This window comes from Acetobacter orientalis (assembly GCF_000963965.1).
GTDB classification, from domain to species: Bacteria; Pseudomonadota; Alphaproteobacteria; order Acetobacterales; family Acetobacteraceae; genus Acetobacter; species Acetobacter orientalis.
Map to the genome: position 1 here is coordinate 145,339 of NZ_BAMX01000013.1, position 21,364 is coordinate 166,702.

The 21,364-nt window shown below is 55.2% G+C and carries 18 protein-coding genes, 1 other RNA gene and 1 pseudogene; 15 read left to right on the forward strand and 5 right to left on the reverse strand.

Features of this window, described 5'->3' with window-relative positions; genetic code table 11:
- Nucleotides 1–137: 137 nt before the first annotated feature.
- The gene (ypfJ, locus tag Abor_RS05630; protein ID WP_048840851.1) at nucleotides 138–1,007 is read left to right on the forward strand and encodes a KPN_02809 family neutral zinc metallopeptidase; all 870 of its coding nucleotides are present in this window, start codon (nucleotides 138–140) and stop codon (nucleotides 1,005–1,007) included.
- A gap of 268 nt (nucleotides 1,008–1,275) precedes the next feature.
- Here the strand turns inward: ypfJ and Abor_RS05635 are convergent, their stop codons facing one another.
- Nucleotides 1,276–1,704, reverse strand: coding sequence for a hypothetical protein (locus Abor_RS05635; protein WP_179193374.1), 429 nt, complete (start codon nucleotides 1,702–1,704; stop codon nucleotides 1,276–1,278).
- Nucleotides 1,705–1,883: 179 nt separating this feature from the next.
- Between Abor_RS05635 and ffs the strand changes: the two genes are divergently transcribed.
- From ffs to folB, 6 genes are all read left to right on the forward strand, one after another.
- Nucleotides 1,884–1,981, forward strand: an RNA gene (gene ffs, locus Abor_RS05640) — signal recognition particle sRNA small type.
- 62 nt (nucleotides 1,982–2,043) lie between these two features.
- Nucleotides 2,044–4,170 (forward strand): DNA polymerase III subunit gamma/tau, encoded by a 2,127-nt coding sequence (locus Abor_RS05645; RefSeq protein WP_048840853.1) that lies wholly within the window; start codon nucleotides 2,044–2,046, stop codon nucleotides 4,168–4,170.
- Between the two features lie 104 nt (nucleotides 4,171–4,274).
- Entirely contained in the window at nucleotides 4,275–4,598 is a 324-nt protein-coding gene (locus Abor_RS05650) for a YbaB/EbfC family nucleoid-associated protein (RefSeq protein WP_048840854.1), read from the forward strand.
- Nucleotides 4,599–4,654: 56 nt separating this feature from the next.
- On the forward strand, nucleotides 4,655–5,251 hold the full coding sequence (gene recR / locus Abor_RS05655; RefSeq protein ID WP_048840855.1) for a recombination mediator RecR: 597 nt from the start codon (nucleotides 4,655–4,657) through the stop codon (nucleotides 5,249–5,251).
- A gap of 42 nt (nucleotides 5,252–5,293) precedes the next feature.
- Nucleotides 5,294–6,094, forward strand: a complete 801-nt coding sequence (locus Abor_RS05660) for an SDR family oxidoreductase (protein ID WP_048840856.1) — start codon at nucleotides 5,294–5,296, stop codon at nucleotides 6,092–6,094.
- Nucleotide 6,095: 1 nt separating this feature from the next.
- Nucleotides 6,096–6,509 (forward strand): dihydroneopterin aldolase, encoded by a 414-nt coding sequence (gene folB / locus Abor_RS05665; protein WP_048840857.1) that lies wholly within the window; start codon nucleotides 6,096–6,098, stop codon nucleotides 6,507–6,509.
- A gap of 105 nt (nucleotides 6,510–6,614) precedes the next feature.
- Here the strand turns inward: folB and Abor_RS05670 are convergent, their stop codons facing one another.
- The gene (locus tag Abor_RS05670; protein ID WP_048840858.1) at nucleotides 6,615–6,941 is read right to left on the reverse strand and encodes an FYDLN acid domain-containing protein; all 327 of its coding nucleotides are present in this window, start codon (nucleotides 6,939–6,941) and stop codon (nucleotides 6,615–6,617) included.
- 238 nt (nucleotides 6,942–7,179) lie between these two features.
- Between Abor_RS05670 and aroA the strand changes: the two genes are divergently transcribed.
- The 4 genes from aroA to Abor_RS05690 all read left to right on the forward strand — a co-directional run bounded on the left by aroA (nucleotide 7,180) and on the right by Abor_RS05690 (nucleotide 12,767).
- Nucleotides 7,180–8,550 carry a 3-phosphoshikimate 1-carboxyvinyltransferase gene (aroA, locus tag Abor_RS05675; RefSeq protein ID WP_084594395.1) on the forward strand — a complete coding sequence of 457 codons (1,371 nt, stop codon included), beginning with the start codon at nucleotides 7,180–7,182 and terminating at the stop codon, nucleotides 8,548–8,550.
- Nucleotides 8,547–9,188: a (d)CMP kinase gene (gene cmk / locus Abor_RS05680; protein WP_048840859.1), complete on the forward strand. Its 642-nt coding sequence runs from the start codon at nucleotides 8,547–8,549 to the stop codon at nucleotides 9,186–9,188. The genes aroA and cmk overlap by 4 nt, the downstream gene beginning before the upstream one ends.
- 307 nt (nucleotides 9,189–9,495) lie before the next feature.
- Nucleotides 9,496–11,208: a 30S ribosomal protein S1 gene (rpsA, locus tag Abor_RS05685; protein ID WP_048840860.1), complete on the forward strand. Its 1,713-nt coding sequence runs from the start codon at nucleotides 9,496–9,498 to the stop codon at nucleotides 11,206–11,208.
- Between the two features lie 242 nt (nucleotides 11,209–11,450).
- Nucleotides 11,451–12,767 carry an SMP-30/gluconolactonase/LRE family protein gene (locus Abor_RS05690; RefSeq protein ID WP_232014982.1) on the forward strand — a complete coding sequence of 439 codons (1,317 nt, stop codon included), beginning with the start codon at nucleotides 11,451–11,453 and terminating at the stop codon, nucleotides 12,765–12,767.
- Nucleotides 12,768–12,779: 12 nt separating this feature from the next.
- On the opposite strand, the gene mtnK is transcribed toward Abor_RS05690, so the two are convergent.
- The 3 genes from mtnK to rph form a co-directional block, all read right to left on the reverse strand.
- On the reverse strand, nucleotides 12,780–14,009 hold the full coding sequence (gene mtnK / locus Abor_RS05695) for an S-methyl-5-thioribose kinase (protein ID WP_048840862.1): 1,230 nt from the start codon (nucleotides 14,007–14,009) through the stop codon (nucleotides 12,780–12,782).
- 164 nt (nucleotides 14,010–14,173) lie between these two features.
- Nucleotides 14,174–14,773: an RdgB/HAM1 family non-canonical purine NTP pyrophosphatase gene (gene rdgB / locus Abor_RS05700; protein WP_048840863.1), complete on the reverse strand. Its 600-nt coding sequence runs from the start codon at nucleotides 14,771–14,773 to the stop codon at nucleotides 14,174–14,176.
- Complete coding sequence (gene rph, locus Abor_RS05705; protein ID WP_048840864.1) at nucleotides 14,770–15,501, reverse strand: ribonuclease PH; 732 nt, start codon at nucleotides 15,499–15,501, stop codon at nucleotides 14,770–14,772. The genes rdgB and rph overlap by 4 nt, the downstream gene beginning before the upstream one ends.
- A 90-nt stretch (nucleotides 15,502–15,591) precedes the next feature.
- Here rph and hrcA point away from each other — a divergent pair, with 90 nt between their 5' ends.
- The 4 genes and pseudogenes from hrcA to Abor_RS05725 form a co-directional block, all read left to right on the forward strand.
- Nucleotides 15,592–16,662, forward strand: coding sequence for a heat-inducible transcriptional repressor HrcA (gene hrcA / locus Abor_RS05710; protein ID WP_048840865.1), 1,071 nt, complete (start codon nucleotides 15,592–15,594; stop codon nucleotides 16,660–16,662).
- A 78-nt stretch (nucleotides 16,663–16,740) separates the two neighbouring features.
- The gene (locus tag Abor_RS05715) at nucleotides 16,741–19,476 is read left to right on the forward strand and encodes a penicillin-binding protein 1A (protein WP_048840866.1); all 2,736 of its coding nucleotides are present in this window, start codon (nucleotides 16,741–16,743) and stop codon (nucleotides 19,474–19,476) included.
- Nucleotides 19,477–19,527: 51 nt separating this feature from the next.
- Nucleotides 19,528–20,659 (forward strand): peptide chain release factor 2 gene (gene prfB, locus Abor_RS05720; protein WP_126621276.1). Its coding sequence is split into 2 segments (ribosomal slippage): nucleotides 19,528–19,596 and nucleotides 19,598–20,659, totalling 1,131 coding nucleotides; the frame shifts between segments, so codons are not numbered across the junction.
- A gap of 472 nt (nucleotides 20,660–21,131) precedes the next feature.
- Nucleotides 21,132–21,364 (forward strand): annotated as a pseudogene (locus Abor_RS05725) (energy transducer TonB); the annotation flags it as partial.

A 21,364-nucleotide genomic window follows, 5' to 3' on the forward strand; every position in this document is an offset into this window, starting at 1 on the left:
TCGCTGGAGGGAGAACCAGAAGGTATTACTTTATAACACTTCTGTTTTTTCTTTAGTGTGCAGTTTGTTTTTTTTTAAGACGCCGTATTACATGTTATACAGACCTTACCATTTTGCTGCACAAGGTAGAAAACACAATGCGTCTGGGCGATGAGCGCGAAAGTGATAATGTTGATGACCAACGTGGAAGCGGTGGTGGGGGCGGGCGCTCGCCTATACGTATTGGCAGTATAGGTGGCCTTATATTGGTGTTGGGCGCGCTCTATTTTGGTGTAGACCCTAGGCTGGTTATGGGCCTGCTTGATGGTGGGTCTTCTTCTGGGGTGGTGAGCACACAGAGCAACCAAGGGCTTGTGCCGCAAAACGATTCCCAAAAACGTTTTATTTCACAAATATTAGCTTCTACCGAAGATACATGGGGCGCTTATTTTAAACAGATGGGCCGCACATACCACGACCCCCGGCTTGTGCTTTTTACGGGTGGCATACAGTCTGCCTGTGGGTATGCCCAAACATCTGTCGGGCCATTTTATTGCCCGGCAGACCATAAAGTTTATCTTGATCTGGCATTTTTTCAGGAACTGCAAAACCGCCTTGGCGCAGGGGGAGACTTTGCCAAAGCCTATGTGGTGGCACATGAGGTTGGGCACCATGTGCAAAATGAGCTGGGTATTATGGCACAGGTTGAAAACGGCCAAAGTGGCGCGCCCGACAAAGGGGCCAGTGGCAGTTCTGTTAGGCTGGAGCTACAGGCCGATTGTTTTGCAGGTATATGGGCCAAACGTGCAAACGATGCCAAAAGCATTTTACAAAATGGCGATATAGAACAAGGCATGAATGCGGCCGCCGCCGTGGGTGATGACCGGTTGCAAAAGCAGGCACAAGGCTATGTTGTGCCAGATAGCTTTACGCACGGTACATCAGCACAGCGTGTAGAATGGTTTAGCCGTGGGTTTTCTTCGGGCGATATACAGCAGTGTAATACCTTCGCAGCTCCCAGCCTTTAAGGCTGGTTTAGCTGCGGTGTATGGGCAGAAAACCTCGTGTTTCCTGCCTGCTTTGCGGGAGTATTACTGTGGTCTTTTCTGCTCAGTGCCAAGTGTGCCGCAAAAATTTTGGCTGAATGCACACTATGGTCTTGCGCGGTAGGCAAGTATGCGAGAGCCCCTGCCGTAGTGCCGTAGTGCCGTAGTGCCGTAGTGCCGTAGTGCCGTAGGCCGCCCCAGCTTAGTTTGTGCGTACAGGCCTTCTCACACCATTTTGGCTGGGTGGTTGTTAGTCTGCTGCTCGGTCGGCTGTATCAGGCAGGCCGCCTAGTTTTTCGCATGTTTGCACCAGTTTAACGTCTGGGTTTGGCGTTTCGCACAGGTTGCGTACGTCTGGGGCGCACATTTCTATAGAATTTTCAAAATCTGATTCCAGCACGTCTTGTGCCACGGCAAGGTCTTGGTCGTTGGAGTGTTTTTGCTCTTCCTCCAACAGGGCCTGTGTTTTGTGCAGCTCTTTTAACGACTCCACGCAGGCCTCGCTCGCTGCTTCGGGCTTAAACTGAAGCACGGCCAGTTCTTTTTGTAGCTGCGCGTTGGGCACTTTGCTGCGTACCTCTGCGTCATCTCCGTCGTCCGCTCGGGCGTGCAGTGGGGCACAAAGCAGCATGGCCATAAAGAGAGCGGGCAGGAGGGTAAGAGTTTTTAAACCGGGCACGGGCACACTTTCTGCAAACAGGGGAACAACGCACGCTAAATCAGGCGCACTTTTTAGGGTGCGTTTTTTTGTCCTAGCGTGCTCTGGGCTATGGGGCCAAGCACAAACATGCGCCTATTGCACAGCCCCGCCATGTGCAGGGTTGGCAGAGGCCCCTTTTTGGTGCTATCCCTTGCGGCGGAAAGTCGACAGTGGACGGATACCTTGTTGACCTGGTCAGATCCGGAAGGAAGCAGCCACAGTGAGTTTCGTCCGGGTCATTGTTCGGCTTTCCACCTTATGCCGCCCAGCTTTACTTAACGGCTCTGCAGGCGTGACCTCTCACTCTTCGGAACTGTCATGACCGATAAGACCGATGCCGAGCTTTCTCAGGATGAGGGGCTTCCCACTCCTGTAATGGAAGGCCCCGGTCTGTTTGGTGATGAGCCCGCGGCAGCACAGCCCCCAAAAATAGTTACAGACTCCGCTCCGGCACAGGTGCCCACAGCGTCTCCTTACCGTGTTCTGGCCCGTAAATACCGGCCCACCACGTTTGATGATCTTATTGGTCAGGAAGCAATGGTGCGCACGCTGCGTAATGCGTTTGCGTTAGGGCGTGTGGCGCATGCTTTTATGCTTACCGGGGTGCGTGGTGTGGGCAAAACCACAACTGCCCGTATTATTGCCCGTGCGCTTAACTGTATTGGCCCAGATGGTAACGGCGGCCCCACCCCAGACCCGTGTGGTGTGTGTGCCAACTGCATTGCCATTCTCAACGACCGCCACCCAGATGTGCTGGAAATGGACGCCGCCTCTCGCACCGGCGTAGATGACGTGCGCGAAATTATAGAGGCCACGCGCTTTCGCCCCATGCAAGGGCGCATGAAGGTCTTTATTATTGACGAAGTGCATATGCTCTCGCGCAACGCCTTTAATGCGTTGCTTAAAACGCTAGAAGAGCCACCCGCACAGGTTACATTTATTTTTGCCACCACAGAACTGCGTAAAGTGCCGGTTACGGTACTCTCACGCTGCCAACGGTTTGACCTGCGGCGCGTACCCCAAGCAGACCTAACCGCCCTTTTTGGCCGCATTGCCCAAAAAGAGCAGGTTAGCCTCTCGGCAGATGCTTTGGCTCTTATCGCCCGCGCGGCAGATGGTTCTGTGCGTGATGGGTTGTCCTTGCTTGACCAAGCCATTGCCCAAGGCACGGCGGCAGATGGCTCCGCCCCAGAAATTGGGGCCGAACTGGTAAGCGACATGCTGGGGCTGGCAGACCGGCAAGTGGTGTTTGACCTGCTTGAAGCGGTCATGACCGGTAAGCCAGATAAAGCACTTGCCTTGGCAGATGCCGCCCATGCACGCGGTGCAGACCCCGGCCTTATGCTGACCGACATGCTGGATCTGGTGCATACAATTTCACGCTTGCGGGCGGTACCCAGCCTACGCGACTCGGCAGACTTGCCAGAGGCCGAGCGTGTGCGAGGTACTGAACTAGCTGAAACACTGCCCGTACCCGTTTTAATGCGGGCATGGCAGATGCTGGTTAAAGGCGTGCAGGAAGTTGAGGCCGCACCAGACCGTAGAGCGGCAGCAGATATGGTGCTGATACGCCTAGCCTTTGTGGCAGATATGCCATCGCCCGAAGAGGTCATTCGCCACTTGTCGGCTCAGCAGGGCGGTGGTGCGTCAGGCTCAGGCTCAGGCTCAGGCTCAGGCTCAGGCTCAGGTGGCAGTGGCGGCGGGGCCATGTCTGTGCAGGCCACACGCTCTATAGCCGGTAGTGCTACACCTCAGCCGCCTCAGGCTGCTTTGCAGCCCTCTGCCTTGCAGGGTGGCGGGCCGCAGCAAGGCCCGGCGTTGCGTATGGTGGGCGGCACCGCTTTAGCCGCGGTAGAAGCAGCTCCCCTTGCGCCCCCCCAGCAAGAAGTTACCCCCCCACAGCCTGCGGTAGAACCTGTTGCTGAGGTAATACCTCCGCCACCGGCTGCAACAGAGCCAGACGTGCCCCCCATGCCCAGAACATGGCGCGAGGCCGTGGCTTTGGTACGCGACCAGCGCAAGGCCAGCTTGCACGGGTTACTGCGTAACGCTGTGCATGTTGTGTCTTTTACGCCGGGGCATATTAGTATCCGGCCACAAGCTGGTGTACCGGCAGACCTTGGCAAGCAACTGCAACGCGTGCTGCAAGAGGCGACCCAAACCCCGTGGCGTGTTACCCTCTCGCGTGATGAAGGGGAGCCAACGCTAGACCAGCAAGGCGCTGAAATTATTCAGTTCCAGCGGCGCACGGCAGAGGCACACCCGCTGGTAAAAGCCATACTGGCAACCTTTCCCGATGCAGAACTGGGCGAAGTGCGTGACCACGCACTAGATGAGTACGGCCTGCCACCCGAAGAGGTGCCAGACCTGCTTTTTGCCCCGCTTGATGCAGAATTTCTGGACGATGATGAACGACCCTTTGACCCGGGTTCGTCCATGGACTAGGCGGGCAACAGCCCGTTTGGTTTAACGTTTATTAAAGACCATACCCACAGGCCCCCTGTGGCAAGGCTGCACGGTGTGCGCCTAGACTGAAGGAGAGTAAGAGCATGAAAAACCTTGCCGGATTAATGAAGCAAGCAACCCAGATGCAGGCTAAAATGGAAGCCATGCAGTCTACCCTTGAAGCCATGAGCATTGATGGGTCTGCCGGTGCAGGTATGGTCAAGGTGGTGCTAAGCGGTAAGGGTGACATGCGCTCCATTACCATCGACCCCAAGCTGGCTGACCCAACAGAGATGGAAATGCTGCAAGACCTTATTCTTGCCGCCTGTGCAGATGCCCGCACCAAGCTGGACGCAAAAGCAGCAGAAGAAATGCAAAAAGTAACTGGTGGCCTTAACCTGCCTGCAGGCATGAAACTGCCTTTCTAAAACAAGAGCCTACGCAGTGGGGCATACGTTAGGGCACACGGTAAAAAGGGCAGGGCATGCGTGGGCATGAAATAGAGCAGCTTATCAAGCTCCTTGGGCGTTTACCGGGGTTTGGCCCGCGCTCTGCCCGCCGTATTGCCCTGCACCTTTTGCGTGAGCCACAAGCCCGCCTTGTACCCTTGGCCCGTGCGCTAGACCACGCAGCACAGGCCGTTAAAACCTGCACAACCTGCGGCAACCTTGATACGTCAGACCCCTGCCATATCTGTACCGACCCCGTGCGCGACCGTAGCGTTGTGTGCGTGGTTGAAACAGTGGGTGACCTGTGGGCGCTAGAGCGTGCGGGGGTGCACCGTGGGGTGTATCAGGTATTAGGGGGCACGTTGTCTCCGTTGGCGGGTATCGGGCCGGAAGACCTCAATATTGCTTCTTTGCTTGACCGGCTTGAGTGCGGCGGCGTGCGAGAGGTTATTTTGGCCCTTGGCGCAACGGTTGAAGGCGCAACCACCATGCATTGGCTTATGGACAAGCTCAGCCAGTACGAAGGGGTTGCCGTAAGCCGCGTAGCCCAAGGCGTACCCGTTGGCGGTGCGCTAGACGTGTTGGATGATGGCACACTGGCCGCAGCCCTTGGGGCACGGCGGCCTGCGTAACACCCGCGCACCAGCCCGGCAGCATTTTTAAAGAGAACAGGCATGGCTGAAAATTTTTTCCCCATTTCCGATAAAATACCGCGTAGGGCGCTTGTCACAGGTGGTAAGGCCCGGTTGGGGCAGGCCCTTGCCTTGGCGTTGGCGCAAGCCGGGTTTGATGTGGCTATTCATTACCGTGGCAACACAGCCGAGGCCGAAAAAACCGCTCAGGCCGTGCGTGACCTAGGCCGCAAGGCGTGCTTGCTGCAAGCAGACCTTATGCGAGAGGAAGAGGTAGAGCCACTGGTGGCTGATGCCGCACATGCGCTGGGTGGCCCACTTGGGGTGCTGGTTAATAATGCCTCTACCTTTGAGCGAGACGAGTGGGACGACTGCACGCGTGAGAGCTGGATGGAGCACATGAAGCCCAACCTGCGTGCCCCATTTGTGCTTATGCAGGCATTTGGCAAAGCGCTGCCTGAGCCTGCCGAGGGGCTTATTCTCAATATGCTCGACCAGCGTGTGTGGTCTCTTACCCCGCATTTTGTGAGTTATACGGTGTCTAAAAGCGCGTTATGGACACTTACCAAAACTATGGCGTTGGCGCTGGCGCCGCACGGTATCCGGGTTAATGCTATTGGGCCGGGGCCTGCTTTGGCCAGCACCCGCCAGTCAGATGAGCAGTTTGCCCGCCAGTGTGCCTCTGTGCCGTTGGGGCATGGTACCTCTCCGGCAGAAGTGGCCCGTGCGGCTTTGGCGTTTTTGGCATTGCCAGCGGTTACAGGGCAAATGCTGGCGTTAGATGGTGGTCAGCACTTGCAATGGTCTCCCGCCATTGCGGCTGGCGCAGCCTTGGAAGAATAAAATGACTGTTTTTGCACCTTGGGCTGATCAGCCACCGTTGCGGTGCCTGTTTCTTAACAACATGGTGGTTGATGCGCATATTGGCGTTTTCCCGCATGAGCAGGGGGTAACGCAGCGTGTGCGTATTTCTGTCACCTTTGGTGTGCAGGACGATGATACGCTGAATGTAGGCGTTGATGACCTAAGCCGCACAGTGTCTTACGAGCATGTGGTGCTCTTGGTGCGCCAGATTGTGCAAGAAGGCCATGTCAGGCTTGTTGAAACCTTGGCCGAGCGTATTGCTGCCGGTGTGTTGGCTGATACGCGCGTGCATGTTGTGCGCGTTAAAATTGAAAAGCTGGACGTGTTTGAGGAAATCGAATCTGTGGGCGTTGAGATTGAGCGCCGCACAGCGCGGGTTGTAAGCGCACCGTAAACAACCTGCTTTACCCGCTACAACACGCATAAAAAAAGCCCGCATAAAGCGGGCTTTTCAAGCTGCACTACCGGAGGGAACCTCTGGTAGTGTAGGCACAGAATATCAGGAGTCGTGCTCGTCCGAATCCGTGCTGACATCAATGTCAGAGCTGATATCGTCGTCATCGTCATCCAGATCTGATGTGTCTTCAATCACATCATCATCTGTATCGGCATCTGTATCCAGATCCAGATCCTCATCGTCCTTCTTCACCGGTGCGGCGGTAGAAGGAATGGAGGAGAGGCTGTCCGTGCTGCGGCGCAGACGGGGCACCAGATCGGGCTGTTCAGTGCTGCACTTAGGGCAGACAGCCGGAGCGTGGTTAAGGTCATAAAAGCGGGCACCGCAGGACACGCAGACGCGTTTGGTGCCGAGATCGGGCTGGGACATCTTGCTACCTGTCGATCCTGAGCAGAGAGGGCGGCAGGCCGCCCCGGAAAAGCAACGATTCCCGGCACTGAAAACCCTCAATGCCAAGAACAGCTACAACGCTATAAGCCGTGGGCAAATGCCATTGCACAAGGGCGCTGTCAAACCCTGCGTGCACGAAAAGCAACATTTTACCCACATATTGCGCAGTTTCCACACTTAGGCGGATTGACTTAGGGCAGGACAAGCCGGAATGAACATGAGCATGACACAGCCAGTATCCTCCCCCTCTCACCCTGTTGTTCGCTCTTTGCGTGTGTGCCGTCTGGGTACAGCGCTAACAGGCACCGTGGCGGTGCCGGGCGATAAATCCATCAGCCACCGTGCTCTCATGTTTTCGGCTTTGGCCGAAGGGGAAACCCGCATTGTGGGCCTTTTGGAAGGTGAAGATGTGCTCCGTACCGCACAGGCCATGCGGGCTTTGGGTGCGCGTATCACGCGGGAGAACGATGGCCGGTGGCACGTGCATGGGTGCGGCCTAGGTGCCCTGCATGAGCCAGCCGATGTGTTGGATATGGGTAATTCTGGCACCGCAGCCCGCTTATTGTCTGGTTTGCTGGCCAGCCACGGCATTATGTCTGTCATGACCGGAGACGCCAGCCTGCGCCGCAGGCCCATGAAGCGCGTTATGGACCCCTTGGCCGCAACGGGCGCTACATTTTTAGCGCGTGAAGGTGGCCGCCTACCGTTGGCCATTAAAGGCAGTGCAACCCCTGCCCCGCTGACATACCGCCTGCCTGTGGCCTCTGCGCAGGTTAAATCTGCCGTTTTGCTGGCTGGTTTAAACGCCCAAGGCCAAACGCAGGTAGAAGAACCCGTACCCACCCGTGACCATACCGAAAATATGCTGCGCCACTTTGGTGCGCACGTAACGGTAGAAGAAACACCCGAAGGGGGCCGGATTGTACGGCTAGAGGGCAAACCCCGCCTTATTGCCCGCGATGTGACTGTACCGGGTGACCCATCTTCGGCGGCCTTTGTGCTCGTTGCTGCGCTGCTGGTGCCGGGGTCTGATGTGATTATGACCAATGTAGGGCTTAACCCGCTGCGTACCGGCCTGTTTACCACCCTGCGGGAAATGGGCGCGCGGCTGGATGTAACCAACGAGCGCACAGAAGGCGGCGAGCCGGTAGGTGACCTGCGCGTGCAGGCCTCTTCGTTGCAAGCGGTTGATGTCCCTGCCGATCGGGCCGCTTCCATGATTGATGAATACCCTATTCTGGCCGTAGCAGCAGCGTACGCCACAGGTATTTCGCGCTTTAGGGGCGTTGAAGAACTGCGCGTGAAGGAAAGCGACCGCTTGGCTTCTACCGTTGCCTTGCTGGAAAAGAACGGCGTGCGCACCAAGGTCGATGGAAACGACCTGATTATTTACGGCACGCAGGGGGCTATTCCCGGCGGTGGTGTGGTTGAAACCCACATGGACCATCGCTTGGCCATGAGCGCATCTGTTTTGGGGCTGGTTGCAGAAAACCCGGTGGATATTGATGACACCGTGTTTATCGATACCAGTTTCCCCGGCTATTTTGCGCTGTTTAACAACCTTGGCGCAGGGTTTGCCGCAGCATGAGCGGCGGCCCGGTTATAGCGGTTGATGGGCCAGCAGCGGCTGGTAAGGGCACCTTGGCCAAGCGTATGGCAGCAGAACTTGGCCTGCCCTACCTAGATACTGGCCTGTTGTACCGTGCGGTGGGGCGTTTGGCGTTGGATAAAGGCCAAGACCCCGCAGCGCCTGCCCAACATCTTGCAGAGCAGCTTACCCGCCAAGATATGGCCCGCACAGACCTGCGCACAACCGAGGTTGCCCAAGCCGCCAGCAAAGTAGCGGCCCAACCCGCTGTGCGTGCGGCTTTGGTAGAAACCCAACGCCGCTTTGCCGCAGAGCAAGGGGCCGTGCTGGATGGGCGTGATATTGGTACGGCCATTTTCCCACAGGCTGATGCCAAGCTGTTTATTACAGCCTCTGCCGCCACACGGGCACGTAGGCGCTACCTACAACTGGGCGGAGTGCTAAGTGCACCAGACGCGCAAGCCCAACTGGCCGAGATGGAAGCCGCTCTCAAAGCCCGAGACGAGGCGGATTCCAGCCGTGCCTCTGCTCCCATGCAAGTGGCGGCTGATGCTTTGGTGATAGAAACCGATAACGCCACAGCCGATGAAGTTTTGGCACAGGCTTTGGCCTATGTGCGCGAGCGACTCGGCAGGTAAGCTGGGGAGTGTGTGGTTGCGCTGTGTGCGTTGTTTGGCACAGCGTAGCCTTGATCACGGCTTTTCGATGGGTTTGGCGTAATTTTCGTAGGCTTTGTGTTGACAACGCGCTGCCAGAGGGTGTCTCTGCCAAGGAAGGTGCCTGCTCTTAGGGTGGGCTTCTGTTCTTTTTCACATCTGGCCTGACGGAACATGAGCCGCATATGCTCTCATGCCTTTTTCCGGGGCAAGTCGTGCTGCATTTAAGGTAGCGCGCAGGAATGACCGGCAGCACCCTTGCCCGCCGGTGCAGGATTTACAGTTACACATGGCTTCAGCCGCAACCCCGACCGCGGATCACTTCCGCGGCGAAGATTTTGCTACCCTTCTTGACGAAACCCTGGGCCGCGATACCGGCTTTGAAGGTTCCGTTGTACGTGGGCGTATTGTTCGCCTGACCGACGAATTCGCAATCGTTGATGTCGGTTTGAAGAGCGAAGGCCGCGTTTCCCTGCGTGAATTTGCTCCTCCCGGCGTTACCCCCGACATTAAGCCGGGCGATGTGATTGAGCTTTATGTTGAACGTTACGAAGACCGTGACGGCAGCATTGTTCTGTCTCGTGAAAAAGCACGCCGTGAAGAAGCCTGGACCAACCTGGAAAAAGCTTTCGAAGCAAACCAGCGCGTGAACGGCACCATTTACGGCCGCGTTAAGGGTGGTTTCACGGTTGACCTGGGTGGCGCTATGGCGTTCCTGCCCGGTAGCCAGGTTGACATCCGCCCAGTGCGTGACGTTGGCCCGCTTATGGGTGTGCCCCAGCCCTTCCAGATCCTGAAAATGGATCGTGCACGTGGCAACATTGTTGTTTCTCGTCGTGCCGTTCTGGAAGAAACCCGTGCAGAACAGCGCAGCGAACTGATTCAGGGCCTGACCGAAGGCATGATTCTGGACGGCGTTGTCAAGAACATCACCGATTACGGTGCGTTCGTTGACCTCGGCGGTGTTGACGGCCTGCTGCACGTAACCGACATTGCTTGGAAGCGCATCAACCACCCATCTGAAGCACTGCAAATTGGCCAGCCAGTTCGCGTGCAGGTGATCCGCTTCAACTCCGACACGCAGCGTATCTCTCTTGGCATGAAGCAGCTTGAAGCTGATCCATGGGAAAATGTTGCTCTTAAATACCCACCAGGCGCACGCTATTCTGGCCGCGTTACCAACATCACCGATTACGGTGCATTTGTTGAGCTGGAACCGGGTGTTGAAGGTCTGGTGCACGTTTCTGAAATGTCTTGGACGAAGAAGAACGTACACCCCGGCAAAATTGTCGCCACTTCTCAGGAAGTTGACGTCATGGTGCTGGACGTTGACAGCGCAAAACGCCGTATCTCTCTGGGTCTGAAACAAGTTCAGCGCAACCCATGGGAGCAGTTTGCAGAAGAGCACAAAGTTGGCTCAACTGTAGAAGGCGAAATCCGCAACATCACCGAATTCGGTCTGTTCGTGGGTCTGTCTGCAGACATCGACGGCATGGTACACATGTCCGACCTGTCTTGGGACGAAGCTGGCGAAGAAGCCATGAAAAACTACGAAAAGGGCCAGGTTGTTAAAGCCAAGGTTCTGGACGTAGACGTTGAAAAAGAACGTATCTCTCTGGGCATCAAACAGCTTCAGGAAGATCCGGCAGCTGACGTGCTGACCAGCGTTCAGAAAGGTGCAATCGTAACCTGCACCGTAACCGCAATTCAGTCCAACGGGATTGAAGTGAAGGTTGACGACGTTCTGACCGGCTTCATCCGTCGTGCAGAACTGGCTCGTGATAAAGCTGAACAGCGCCCAGAACGCTTTGCCGTTGGCGAACGCGTTGACGCGAAAGTGGTCTCTGTTGACCGCGCAGCACGCAAGCTGGCTCTGACCATTAAGGGCCGCGAAGTAGAAGAAGACAAACAGGCTATCAACGAATACGGCTCATCCGACAGCGGTGCGTCTCTCGGTGATATTCTGGGTGCGGCGATCCGTCGTCGTAACACAGACGCCTAAAACACAGACCTTATGTGCTGGGGTAGGTAGCTTTGCTCCTGCCTTGGCACGGTGTGTGATACGTCAAAAAAAGGCGGTACCGGAAACGGTGCCGCTTTTTTTGTGCAAAATGCCGCGCCAGTACCGCCTAAATGTGACCCTGCACCCGCAACCCTAGGGTTGTGCCATGCGCTTAGGAATGAAAGCATAAAGCTGCACGGCAGTGCTTTTAATTTTGGGGTAGGCAAAAGGCGTTACAGTACATGACTTATGGTAAGGTAGGGCAGCATAAAGCCCGCAGCATGCAGGGTAATAAGCACAGCGCAAAACCATGTGGGGTTGGCCGTACGTTTCTAAACCGCCGTGCAGCTTTACTAGGTGTGGCGGTAACACCGTTGGTTGCCTCAACACTGGCAGGTGCAAAGGCTTACGCCGCAGCGCCTGCCATAAAAGCCCTCCCCCAAACAACAGGCGTAAACGGAGATCAAGGCTACGCCCCCGCTGGGTCTTTTGAGGTCGTGGCAGAGTTTTATGGCCCCGGCCCCTCTGGCGTGGTGGTGAGTGAAAACGGGCGTATTTTTGTTGGTTTCCCGCGCCATGCCATAAACCATAAAGGGGCTACATTGGGGGAGTTAGTAAACGGGCGCGTTGTACCGTGGCCTAGTGCCGCTCTGAGCATGCCCTCTAACGCTGCCCCCGCAGACAGGTTTATGTCTATTCATGGCATGACGTTGGATACGCAGGGCCGCCTATGGGCCATAGATGATGGTAAATTAGCCGGGCAACCTTTCGCACCGGGGGCTGCAAAGATTCTGTGCCTCGATGTAGCGACAGGCAAAATTGTGTACAGCATTGTGCTGAAAAGCCCGGCCCTTTTGCCAGACAGCCATATGAACGACCTGCGTGTTGACCTAACCCATGGTAGCAAAGGTACGGTGTATGTGTCTGACAGTTCGTTTGGGCATAGCCCTGCCTTAGTGGTGGTTGATGTTGCAACAGGCCAGCAGCGCCGGGTATTGGCAACGCACCCATCCATTCAAGCAGAAGAAGGCTTTATGGTTGTGGTAGAGGGCGTGCCGTTAGTGTACCACGCCCAGCAAAAACCGCACTTTGTTGTGGGTGGGGTTGATGGTGTTACCCTAAGCCCTAATAGCGACCGGTTATATTATGCCGCACTTACCAGCCGTAAACTGTACAGCCTGCCTACAGCCTTGCTGGCCAACTTTAACGTATCGGATGCTGAACTTGCTGCCGCAGTGCAGTACGAAGGCGAAAAAGGTACAGCAGACGGTTTAGCAACAGACAAACAGGGCCGTATTTACACTACTAATTTTGAACATGACTGCATTTTACGGCGCAATACAGATGGCACCTTTGAGCTGATGGTGCATGACCCCCGCATACTCTCACCCGATGGTATTTTTTGCACCCCAACCCATGTGTATTGCACATTAGGGCAATGGAACCGCTTAGCCAGCTTTAATAACGGCCAAGATAAACGCCACCCACCGTACCACTTAATCAGTTTTCCCATAGAGCCTGTTGCGGCTTATAATGCAGAGGGTGGAGTTAATGGTTAATTAGAAAACTTCTCAGTTTTTAAGCAATAAATCTAAAAAATCTTGTATCGAAAATATAGGCGTTTGTGGGCTAAGGCATGCCGTAGCAAATTGTAGGGCTGCTTTTTTGCGGGCAGCGCGGTGTGTGGGGGTGGGGAGGGCTGAGAAGTCTGCCACGTGGGCATAGCCAATAATACGGCGGACTATTTCTGTGCCACAAAAACCAATGGTGTCTTGCAATATGCTGTTGAGAAAAGCCTGTTTATGGGTTTGGCTGATAGGGCCTAATGCTGTGCTGTAATAGTGTGTGGCAGGGTCTTGGGGTGGGTTTTGAGCCTCCCACAAGGTAAGGAAAGTTTTTTCAAATTCCTGCCAAAAATTGTTAATCATGTTAATATGTAAAGAACTATTTTGACCTGACGGGCTAGAAAATAGGCTCAGGATCACATTGGCAATAAACAGTCCAGCATCAAACCCAATAGGCCCGTATGTGGCAAATTCGCCGTCTATTACGCGGGTGTCGTCTTCTGTGGTCATGATGGAGCCTGTGTGCAGGTCTCCGTGTAGAAGGGCTTGTGGGTTGGAAAGAAAATGCAGGCGCAAGGCATCTACGCGGGTGCGTAATGGTGCGTTAGCACGAAGAGCGTTAACCACGGGTGTAAGTTCGGGTTCTGCCCAGTGGTTGCGTGGGTGGGGTATGTAGGGGTCTGTTAAAATTAGGTCTACTGTAATGCGTGTTAGCGTTTGGTTGCGCGCAAAACATATGCGCCGGTTCATCACTTTTTCAAATGGTTCGGCCAGTAAAGAGGTGGCAAACGTGCTGCGGGCTACAAATTGGCCAATGCGGGTGGCAATGTCTGGGTTTACTGGCCCTTGCATAAGCGCTGTACGTAAAACTTTATGACCAGAAAGGCTTTCAACAACAAGAATAAACTGCTCTGGGTCAAAATGCAGGCATTCTGTTGTAAGGTTTGGCACATGCGGGAAAACTTCGCGCAGGTAGGCTGCTTCAAAAAAAGTCCGGTCGAGCGGCATTTTCCATGATGGGTCGACACGCACATGGGGGAGCGCTTGTTTAAGGCACACACCACCTGCTGGGCCTTCGGCTAAAAAGACCATGTTTAAGTTGCCGTCACTTACTTCTCTCACCTGCCACGTGGCGGGAGTGCCCCCTAAACGCTCAGCTAAGTGGGCCAGGTTGGCCACGTAGGCCCGTACACCTGCTGCATCGAGTGTGCGGTAGGCTTGGTTAGGTGTAGCCATATTGAAAACTCCTGCAGCAGTTCAGAAACAATGACGGAGATAGAAATTTTATAAGTACGGGTATTGGGTCACCAAAAATTCTTATTAACGCCAGATGCCCCTAGAGTAATTGCTAATATGTCTAAGGGCGTTTGGGCATATTTGTAAGGTTAACCCTGTCGCGTTTATGCAAGGCAGGCTTTACGAAAAGCGGCAAAAGCCTGTGCTCGGTGGCTTATGGCGTTTTTTTTAGCCTCGGCCATTTCTGCAAAGGTGTGTGTTTCGCCATTGGGTGTAAAAATGGGGTCGTAGCCGTGGCCTTTTGCACCACGGGGGGGCCACGTAATGTGGCCTGTTACGCGGCCTTCAAAACTGTGGGTTGTACCATCAGGAAACGCAAGGCACAGCACGCATACAAACCACGCATCGCGCTCATCTGTGCCAATGCCTTCGTTAATGCGGGCCATTGCTGCGTCAAAGTCTTTGTCGGGGCCAGCCCAGCGGGCAGAGTAAATGCCCGGTGCGCCCCCAAGGGCAGACACGCAGAGGCCAGAATCATCAGCCAATGCAGGCAGGTTGGTAGCTTTGGCGGCGGCAAGCGCTTTAAGGGCTGCGTTACCGGCAAAGGTTGTTTCTGTCTCATCGGGTTCGGGCAGGTTTAGGTCACCGGCAGAGAGCACGGTTACCCCAAAGTCTGCCAGCAGAGTAGAAAACTCTGCCAGCTTACCCTTGTTGTGGCTGGCCAGCACCAGTTTGGTGCCAGCGGCTAAGGGCAATGTGCTCATGAGTGGTGTTCTGCACGCTCAACAGCAGCAAGCTGTGCTGTAAACAATTCATCAACCCCATGGCGGGCGAGCGCAAATAGTGCGTTAAAGGAATCTTCGGTAAAGGGTGCCTCTTCTGCCGTGCCCTGAATTTCGACAATGCGGCGGTCTGCGGTAAGCACAAAGTTGGTGTCTGCTGCGGCAGAGCTGTCTTCTTGGTAGTCTAGGTCAAGTACGGGGCCAGCTTTTGTCAGGCCGCAAGAGACCGCTGCAACCTGCCCACGTAGTGGCAGTTGGCGTAACACGTTATTGGCGACCAGTTTGCCCAAGGCCAAACGCAGGGCAACCCATGCCCCGGTAATAGAAGCGCACCGTGTGCCACCATCTGCGTTTAAAACGTCACAATCTAGCGTAATGCTCATTTCACCCAATGCGGCAAGGTCAACCACAGAGCGTAAGGAGCGGCCAATAAGGCGCTGAATTTCTTGCGTGCGGCCAGACTGTTTGCCTTTGGCGGCTTCGCGGTTGCCGCGGGTGTGGGTGGCACGGGGCAGCATGCCGTATTCTGCCGTAACCCAGCCGGTGCCTTGCCCACGCAAGAAAGGGGGTACGCGGTTTTCTACGCTGGCGGTGCACAGCACTTCTGTGCCACCAACACGAATAAGGGCAGAGCCTTCAGCGTGGTGGGCAAAGCCTGTTTCAATGGAAATGGGGCGCATCTGGTTGGGTTGGCGGCCTGAAGGGCGCATACTCTGAAACTCCTTGAGGTAAGTCTTGTTGTTTGCACATAAAGCGGTTTGCGTAAGAGTGAAACCACCAAGAAAGAAAGCCGATAGCCAATGACGCGTGGTTTGCTGCCTGTAAGGTCTTCTTTGCCGCCAGAGTTAGATGCCCGCTCTGCCGCCATTTTGCGTGAGGTGGTAGAAGAATATGTGGCCAGTGGTGAGCCGGTGGGCTCTCGCACGCTGGCGCGCAGGCTGGGGCTGCCGCTTTCTCCGGCAACTATTCGTAACGTTATGGCGTCTTTGACGGAGGCCGGGCTTTTATTTTCCCCCCATACCTCAGCAGGGCGGCTACCGACCGAGGCAGGCTTGCGGCTGTTTGTTGATGGCCTGCTCCAGTTTGGGAGCCTGTCGGAAGAAGAGCAGGCGGGTATTGGCCGCACGTTAGAAGCCCGTGGCCGGTCTTTGCAGGACACCTTGACCGAGGCATCGGCCCTGTTGTCTGGCATGTCTGATGCAGCAGGGCTGGTTGTTGCCCCCAAGAGTGAGAGCAGTATTAAACATATAGAGTTTGTGGCGCTTGGTGGTAACCGTGCCCTTGTTGTGCTGGTGGGCACAGATGGCCGGGTTGAAAACCGGGTAATGGATACCCCCCTTGGCATGCCCGCCTCTGCTTTAGTAGAAGCGGCAAACTACCTTAATGCGCGCTTAGCTGGGGCAACCCTGCCTGATTTACGCAAACGCGTAGGGGCCGAAATAACCGAAAACCAGCACATGCTAGACCAGTTAACGGCAGATGTTGTTGAGAGTGGGCTTGCCATTTGGGGCGGGGGTGATGAACGCGGCGGCACTCTGATTGTACGTGGTCAGGGTAAGTTACTGACCGATGTAGATGGGCAGGAGCGCCTGCAAGCTATTCAAACCCTTTTTGACCGCCTTGAAACGCAAGAGACTATGCTGCGTTTGCTTGAACTGGCTGAAAACTCTGAAGGCGTGCGTATTTTTATTGGTGCAGAAAGTGGCCTGTTTGGCTCGTCTGGCATGTCTATGGTGGTGGCGCCAGCCCGTAACGAAACCAACCGTATTGTTGGGGCTATAGGGGTTATTGGGCCAAAGCGCATTAATTATGGCCGGATTATTCCGGTAGTTGATTATACGGCCCGTTTTCTGGGCGAAATGCTGGGTTAAGGTCTTTTTGCCATCATGTCGCCAAGATAGCGCATGAGAGAGGGAGACGGCAGCACGTGGGAGTGATAAAGAGCCGGCATGACACAAACTCCGTCTTCTGGTGATACTGGTTCTTCTTCCGGGCAGGATAAACGCGTGCGTATGCCGCGTTTTCGCCGCTGGCGGGGGCTTTTGGGTGGTGTAGCGGCTGTTGCGTTAGTGGGCAGCACAGGGGCCGGTCTGGTGGCGTGGCAACAATACGAAGGTATTGTGGCAAGCCTACCCACGGTTGATGGCCTGCGCTCTTACCAACCCCCTGTTATGAGCCGGATTTACGCCGGAGATGACCGCGTTATTGCCGAACTGGCTGATGAGCGGCGTGTGTTTGTGCCCTACAGCGCGATACCCGACCGGATTAAAAACGCCGTTTTAGCCGCAGAAGACCAGAAATTCTGGACACATAAGGGCGTAGACCCCATGGCCATTTTGCGTGCGGGTTTAACAGACCTTACGCGTGGCAAAGGGCGTAGGCCTATTGGGGCCTCTACCATTACCCAGCAGGTTGCCCGCATTATGTTGCTGGGCTCTAATGCTGTGTCTCTCAAGCGTAAAGCGCAGGAAGCCTTTTTGGCTATGCGTATTGAGCAGGTGCTGCCCAAAGAAAAAATTCTCGAAATTTACCTGAACGAAATTTATCTGGGCAGCGGTGCATACGGCATTGCCGCCGCCGCCCAAACGTACTTCAATAAACCCCTAGACCAGCTTGATGATGCTGAAGCCGCTTTTTTAGGCGCGCTGCCTAAGTCTCCAACCAATTATAACCCAACCCGCTACCCAGATGCCGCGCGCGGCCGCCGTAACTGGGTGCTGGAACGTATGGTTGAAACGGGCACCCTAAGCCGCGAGGCCGCACAGACCGCACAGGCTGAACCCCTTATACCGCACGCCTTTGTGCGCCCCGGCCCGGCTCCGGGGTCTGAATGGTTTGCAGAAGAAGTACGCCGCCAGCTGCTAGAAAAATACGGGCAAGATACCACCATGCAAGGCGGGTTAGAGGTACATACCAGCCTAGACCCGGCCCTTCAGCTTTCTGTGCAAAATACGCTGCGCCAAGGCCTTATGGCGTATGACCGCGCACATAGCGGGTGGCGTGGCCCCGTTAAACAGCTTTCAGCACTGCCTGCTAATGCCCCAGAAGATGTTTGGGTAGACGTGCTCCAGCATGAGGTAGCGCCTCTTGGTATGCTAGACCAATGGCGTCTGGCCGTTGTGCTAGACCCCGCCAAGGGCCGCGTAGGTTGGCTTGAAGGCGCCATTGTGCGCCGTGGTGCGGCCCAGCAAGGGGGCGTACCCCAAACGGGCCAGATTGTAGAGCGCGACATAAGCTGGGCCCGCCGGGCGCACCCCTTGAAAGTGGGTGACCTCGTTATGGTACAGCCCCAAGCGCAGGGTGAGCGCGTAAGCCTGATGCAAATACCGCGTGTTGAAGGCGCTGTGGTAACCCTTAACGCGCATACGGGCCGCGTGCTGGCTATGGTTGGGGGCTGGTCTTTCCAAACATCGCAGTTTGACCGTGCAACGCAGGCGTTGCGTCAGCCGGGGTCATCGTTCAAGCCGTTTGTGTATTTGGAGGCAATGGAGCAAGGGATTTCTCCGTCTCAGGAGTTTGATGACTCCCCCGTCTCTTACGGCACATGGCACCCCAACAACTACGAAAAAGACTTTTGGGGCCCAACCTCTTTGCATGATGCATTGCGAGAGTCCCGCAATCTTGTGACCATTCGGTTGGCTGCGCATATCGGTATTAAAAGTGTTGCAGACCTTGCCACCCAAATTGGCCTTGTTGACTCTATGCCCCATGTTTTGCCTGCGGCATTGGGGGCAGTAGAAACGACAGTGTTAAAAGAAGCCGCAGCTTACGCCACCTTGGCGGCTGGTGGGCTTAAAGTGACACCTTCTTTGATTGATGACGTGCAAGACCGGCAAGGTAAAGTCATCTGGCGTGCGCCCAGTTTCTCGCTTGTCTCTGCTGCGTCTCAAGCTGGGGTAGGAGCCAATACGGGGGCAGATAAAACCAAGTTGTCTGAACCCAATGCGGTGTTCCCCGGTGGGCAAGCTGATGAGCCGCAACAGGTTGACGGTGCGGCAACAGTGCCCAACGCAACCGCCGCTGCGGCTTTGGGTATGGATGACATGCCTTTCCTACTCGATAACCGCCCCCGTGTTGCGTCCGAGCAAAGTGCGTTTCAGATCACCGCTATGCTGCAAGACGTGATACGCCACGGCACTGGTTTTTCTGCGGGTAAAGGCATTGATAACCCGGTTGCGGGTAAAACCGGCACCAGCCAGAATTTTAACGATGCATGGTTTGCTGGCTATTCCCCAGACCTCGTAACGGTTGTCTGGATCGGGTTTGATACGCCGCAATCTTTGGGCAAAAACGAAACCGGTGGCGCTATTGCTGGCCCTATCTGGAACAAGGTGATGAAAACCGCCTTTGAGGGGTATCCCAAGCTCGACTTCCCGGTGCCTGAGGGCATTACGCTTGTGCGTTACGACACGGGCCGAGGGGTCGGTATTGATGGGTTTAAACCAGACCAAATTCCGGGTGTGAGCGTAAGCCTTGCAGATAATGGTGCTGCACAAGAACTTACCGCTGCCGATACCGGAGCGGAAAACATGGCCGATTCTGAAAGTGATATGGCCTCTGGTGGGGCGCAGGGTGGTGGCCCCTCTAACGGTGCGGCTGCTCCCCCCACAGGCCAACCGGGAGGGGGGCAGAAACCCGTGCAACAACCTTCTGGGGGTGACATTGGCATGGGTGGCCTTTATTGAGGCCACACAAACGTAAATAAATACGCCTAGAAGTAATGGAGAATCGGCCCGATGTCTGCCGAGACAGAAGCCCTTAACGACCAGATTAAGCAGTCAGTGGCACTGCTGAGGAGGCATCTTTAACTGGGATGTCGCTGAAGCCAGACTGGCAGAATTAAACAACCGGGCAGAAGACCCTGACCTGTGGAACGACCCTGAAGCTGCCCAGAAAATGATGCGTGAGCGCACATTGCTGGCTGGCCAGATTGAGGGCGTTCTAGCGCTGGAAACCAGCGTGCAGGACACGTGCGAGCTGGTAGAGCTTGCCGAAGCTGAAGATGACGCCGAAATGGTGCGCGAAGGAGTGGCAACACTCAAAGCGCTGGCAGAAGAAGCCAAACGCCGCGAAACAGAAAGCCTGCTTTCTGGCGAGGCAGACAGCAACGACTGCTACCTAGAAGTAAACGCCGGTGCAGGCGGCACAGAAGCGCAAGATTGGGCGCAAATGATGCTGCGCATGTACACCCGCTGGGCAGAAGCGCATGGCTACAAGGTCACGCTGATGGAAAGCTCAGAAGGGGAACAGGCAGGTCTTAAATCTGCTACTATTTTGGTCAGTGGGCCTAACGCCTATGGCTGGCTGAAAACAGAAGCAGGCGTGCACCGTTTGGTGCGTATTTCTCCGTTTGATGCCGCAGCACGCCGCCAGACCTCTTTTGCCTCTGTGTGGGTTTACCCCGTGATTGATGATTCAATCGAGATCGAAGTCAACGATTCGGACTTGAAGGTAGACACCTTCCGTGCGTCTGGTGCGGGTGGTCAGCACGTTAACAAAACGGACTCGGCTATTCGTATTACCCATATACCCAGTGGTATTGTGGTGGCTTGCCAAACTGACCGCTCACAGCATCGTAACCGTGCAACGGCTATGCAAATGCTGCGTGCCCGGTTGTATGAGGCAGAGCTGCAAAAGCGTGAAGCTGCCGCTGCCGCAACAGAAGCCGCCAAAACCGATATTGGCTGGGGGCATCAGATTCGCTCTTATGTTTTGGCTCCTTACCAGATGGTCAAAGACCTGCGCACAAGCGTTGAAACCGGTAACCCAGATGCCGTGCTTGATGGCGATCTAGACCCTTTTATGGCCGCTGCTCTGGCTGCCCGTGTAGGGGCTACCCGCTCTGAGGCGAGCGCCAGCGCGCAATAAAGTTTCGGGTTAAAAAAGAAAGTTTTGTTAAAAACGGGTCGCACTTTGCGGCCCGTTTTGCGTTTGTTGCCAAAAGGTAAAGCAATCCTTGTCCAACGGGTCAGACAAGGTGCATTTTTTTTCATTCCGACAATGTTATAAAAAAGTGCATGAGCAGCAGAAAATGCCGCACTTTTGAAAGAGAATATGGCGATTTTCTGCCACAGGGGCTTGCGTGCCTATTTTTTAAGCAGATTGCTTTATACGAAGCATGTCGTGATTTATGAAATTTTACAGAAAGAACATTCTTGACATATCATCTCTCAAATTGCCCAATCAGAGGCAGAAAGATGGCAGGTATGCAGCCCTGTACGTCTTTCTAGTGCTGAGGCACGAAATACTGGGCTGTCGCTTTAGGGCGAAAACCCGTTTTTAGATACGGAAAACAGTCCAGTGTTTTTTGGCTGGCGTGGAACAAGGAGGATGTAGAAATATGAAGGACCACGCACAACAGCAACGCAGTCCGGTGCGCTTTGTCGTCGGGACCAGTGCTGTTGTCGGTGTTGTTGCCCTGCTGGTAGTTATTCTGCTGCATATTTTAGCAGTTATCGGTCTGACACTTGGTATGGGAGCCTCTACGAGCGTTCCAGTGCCTAAGCCCCCGATCCAGACCCGGGTGCTGCCACCACCACCACCACCGCCCCCACCACCCCCGCCGCCGCCGCC

What these genes read in the sequence shown, in the direction of transcription:
- rph (WP_048840864.1), bottom strand. Translation starts at nt 15,501, where the DNA reads ATGCGCCCTTCAGGCCGCCAACCCAACCAGATGCGCCCCATTTCCATT.
- rpsA (WP_048840860.1), top strand. Translation starts at nt 9,496, where the DNA reads ATGGCTTCAGCCGCAACCCCGACCGCGGATCACTTCCGCGGCGAAGAT.
- Abor_RS05715 (WP_048840866.1), top strand. Translation starts at nt 16,741, where the DNA reads ATGACACAAACTCCGTCTTCTGGTGATACTGGTTCTTCTTCCGGGCAG.
- rdgB (WP_048840863.1), bottom strand. Translation starts at nt 14,773, where the DNA reads ATGAGCACATTGCCCTTAGCCGCTGGCACCAAACTGGTGCTGGCCAGC.
- Abor_RS05645 (WP_048840853.1), top strand. Translation starts at nt 2,044, where the DNA reads ATGACCGATAAGACCGATGCCGAGCTTTCTCAGGATGAGGGGCTTCCC.
- mtnK (WP_048840862.1), bottom strand. Translation starts at nt 14,009, where the DNA reads ATGGCTACACCTAACCAAGCCTACCGCACACTCGATGCAGCAGGTGTA.
- recR (WP_048840855.1), top strand. Translation starts at nt 4,655, where the DNA reads ATGCGTGGGCATGAAATAGAGCAGCTTATCAAGCTCCTTGGGCGTTTA.
- folB (WP_048840857.1), top strand. Translation starts at nt 6,096, where the DNA reads ATGACTGTTTTTGCACCTTGGGCTGATCAGCCACCGTTGCGGTGCCTG.
- cmk (WP_048840859.1), top strand. Translation starts at nt 8,547, where the DNA reads ATGAGCGGCGGCCCGGTTATAGCGGTTGATGGGCCAGCAGCGGCTGGT.
- Abor_RS05650 (WP_048840854.1), top strand. Translation starts at nt 4,275, where the DNA reads ATGAAAAACCTTGCCGGATTAATGAAGCAAGCAACCCAGATGCAGGCT.
- hrcA (WP_048840865.1), top strand. Translation starts at nt 15,592, where the DNA reads ATGACGCGTGGTTTGCTGCCTGTAAGGTCTTCTTTGCCGCCAGAGTTA.
- aroA (WP_084594395.1), top strand. Translation starts at nt 7,180, where the DNA reads ATGAGCATGACACAGCCAGTATCCTCCCCCTCTCACCCTGTTGTTCGC.
- Abor_RS05670 (WP_048840858.1), bottom strand. Translation starts at nt 6,941, where the DNA reads ATGTCCCAGCCCGATCTCGGCACCAAACGCGTCTGCGTGTCCTGCGGT.
- Abor_RS05660 (WP_048840856.1), top strand. Translation starts at nt 5,294, where the DNA reads ATGGCTGAAAATTTTTTCCCCATTTCCGATAAAATACCGCGTAGGGCG.
- Abor_RS05690 (WP_232014982.1), top strand. Translation starts at nt 11,451, where the DNA reads ATGACTTATGGTAAGGTAGGGCAGCATAAAGCCCGCAGCATGCAGGGT.
- ypfJ (WP_048840851.1), top strand. Translation starts at nt 138, where the DNA reads ATGCGTCTGGGCGATGAGCGCGAAAGTGATAATGTTGATGACCAACGT.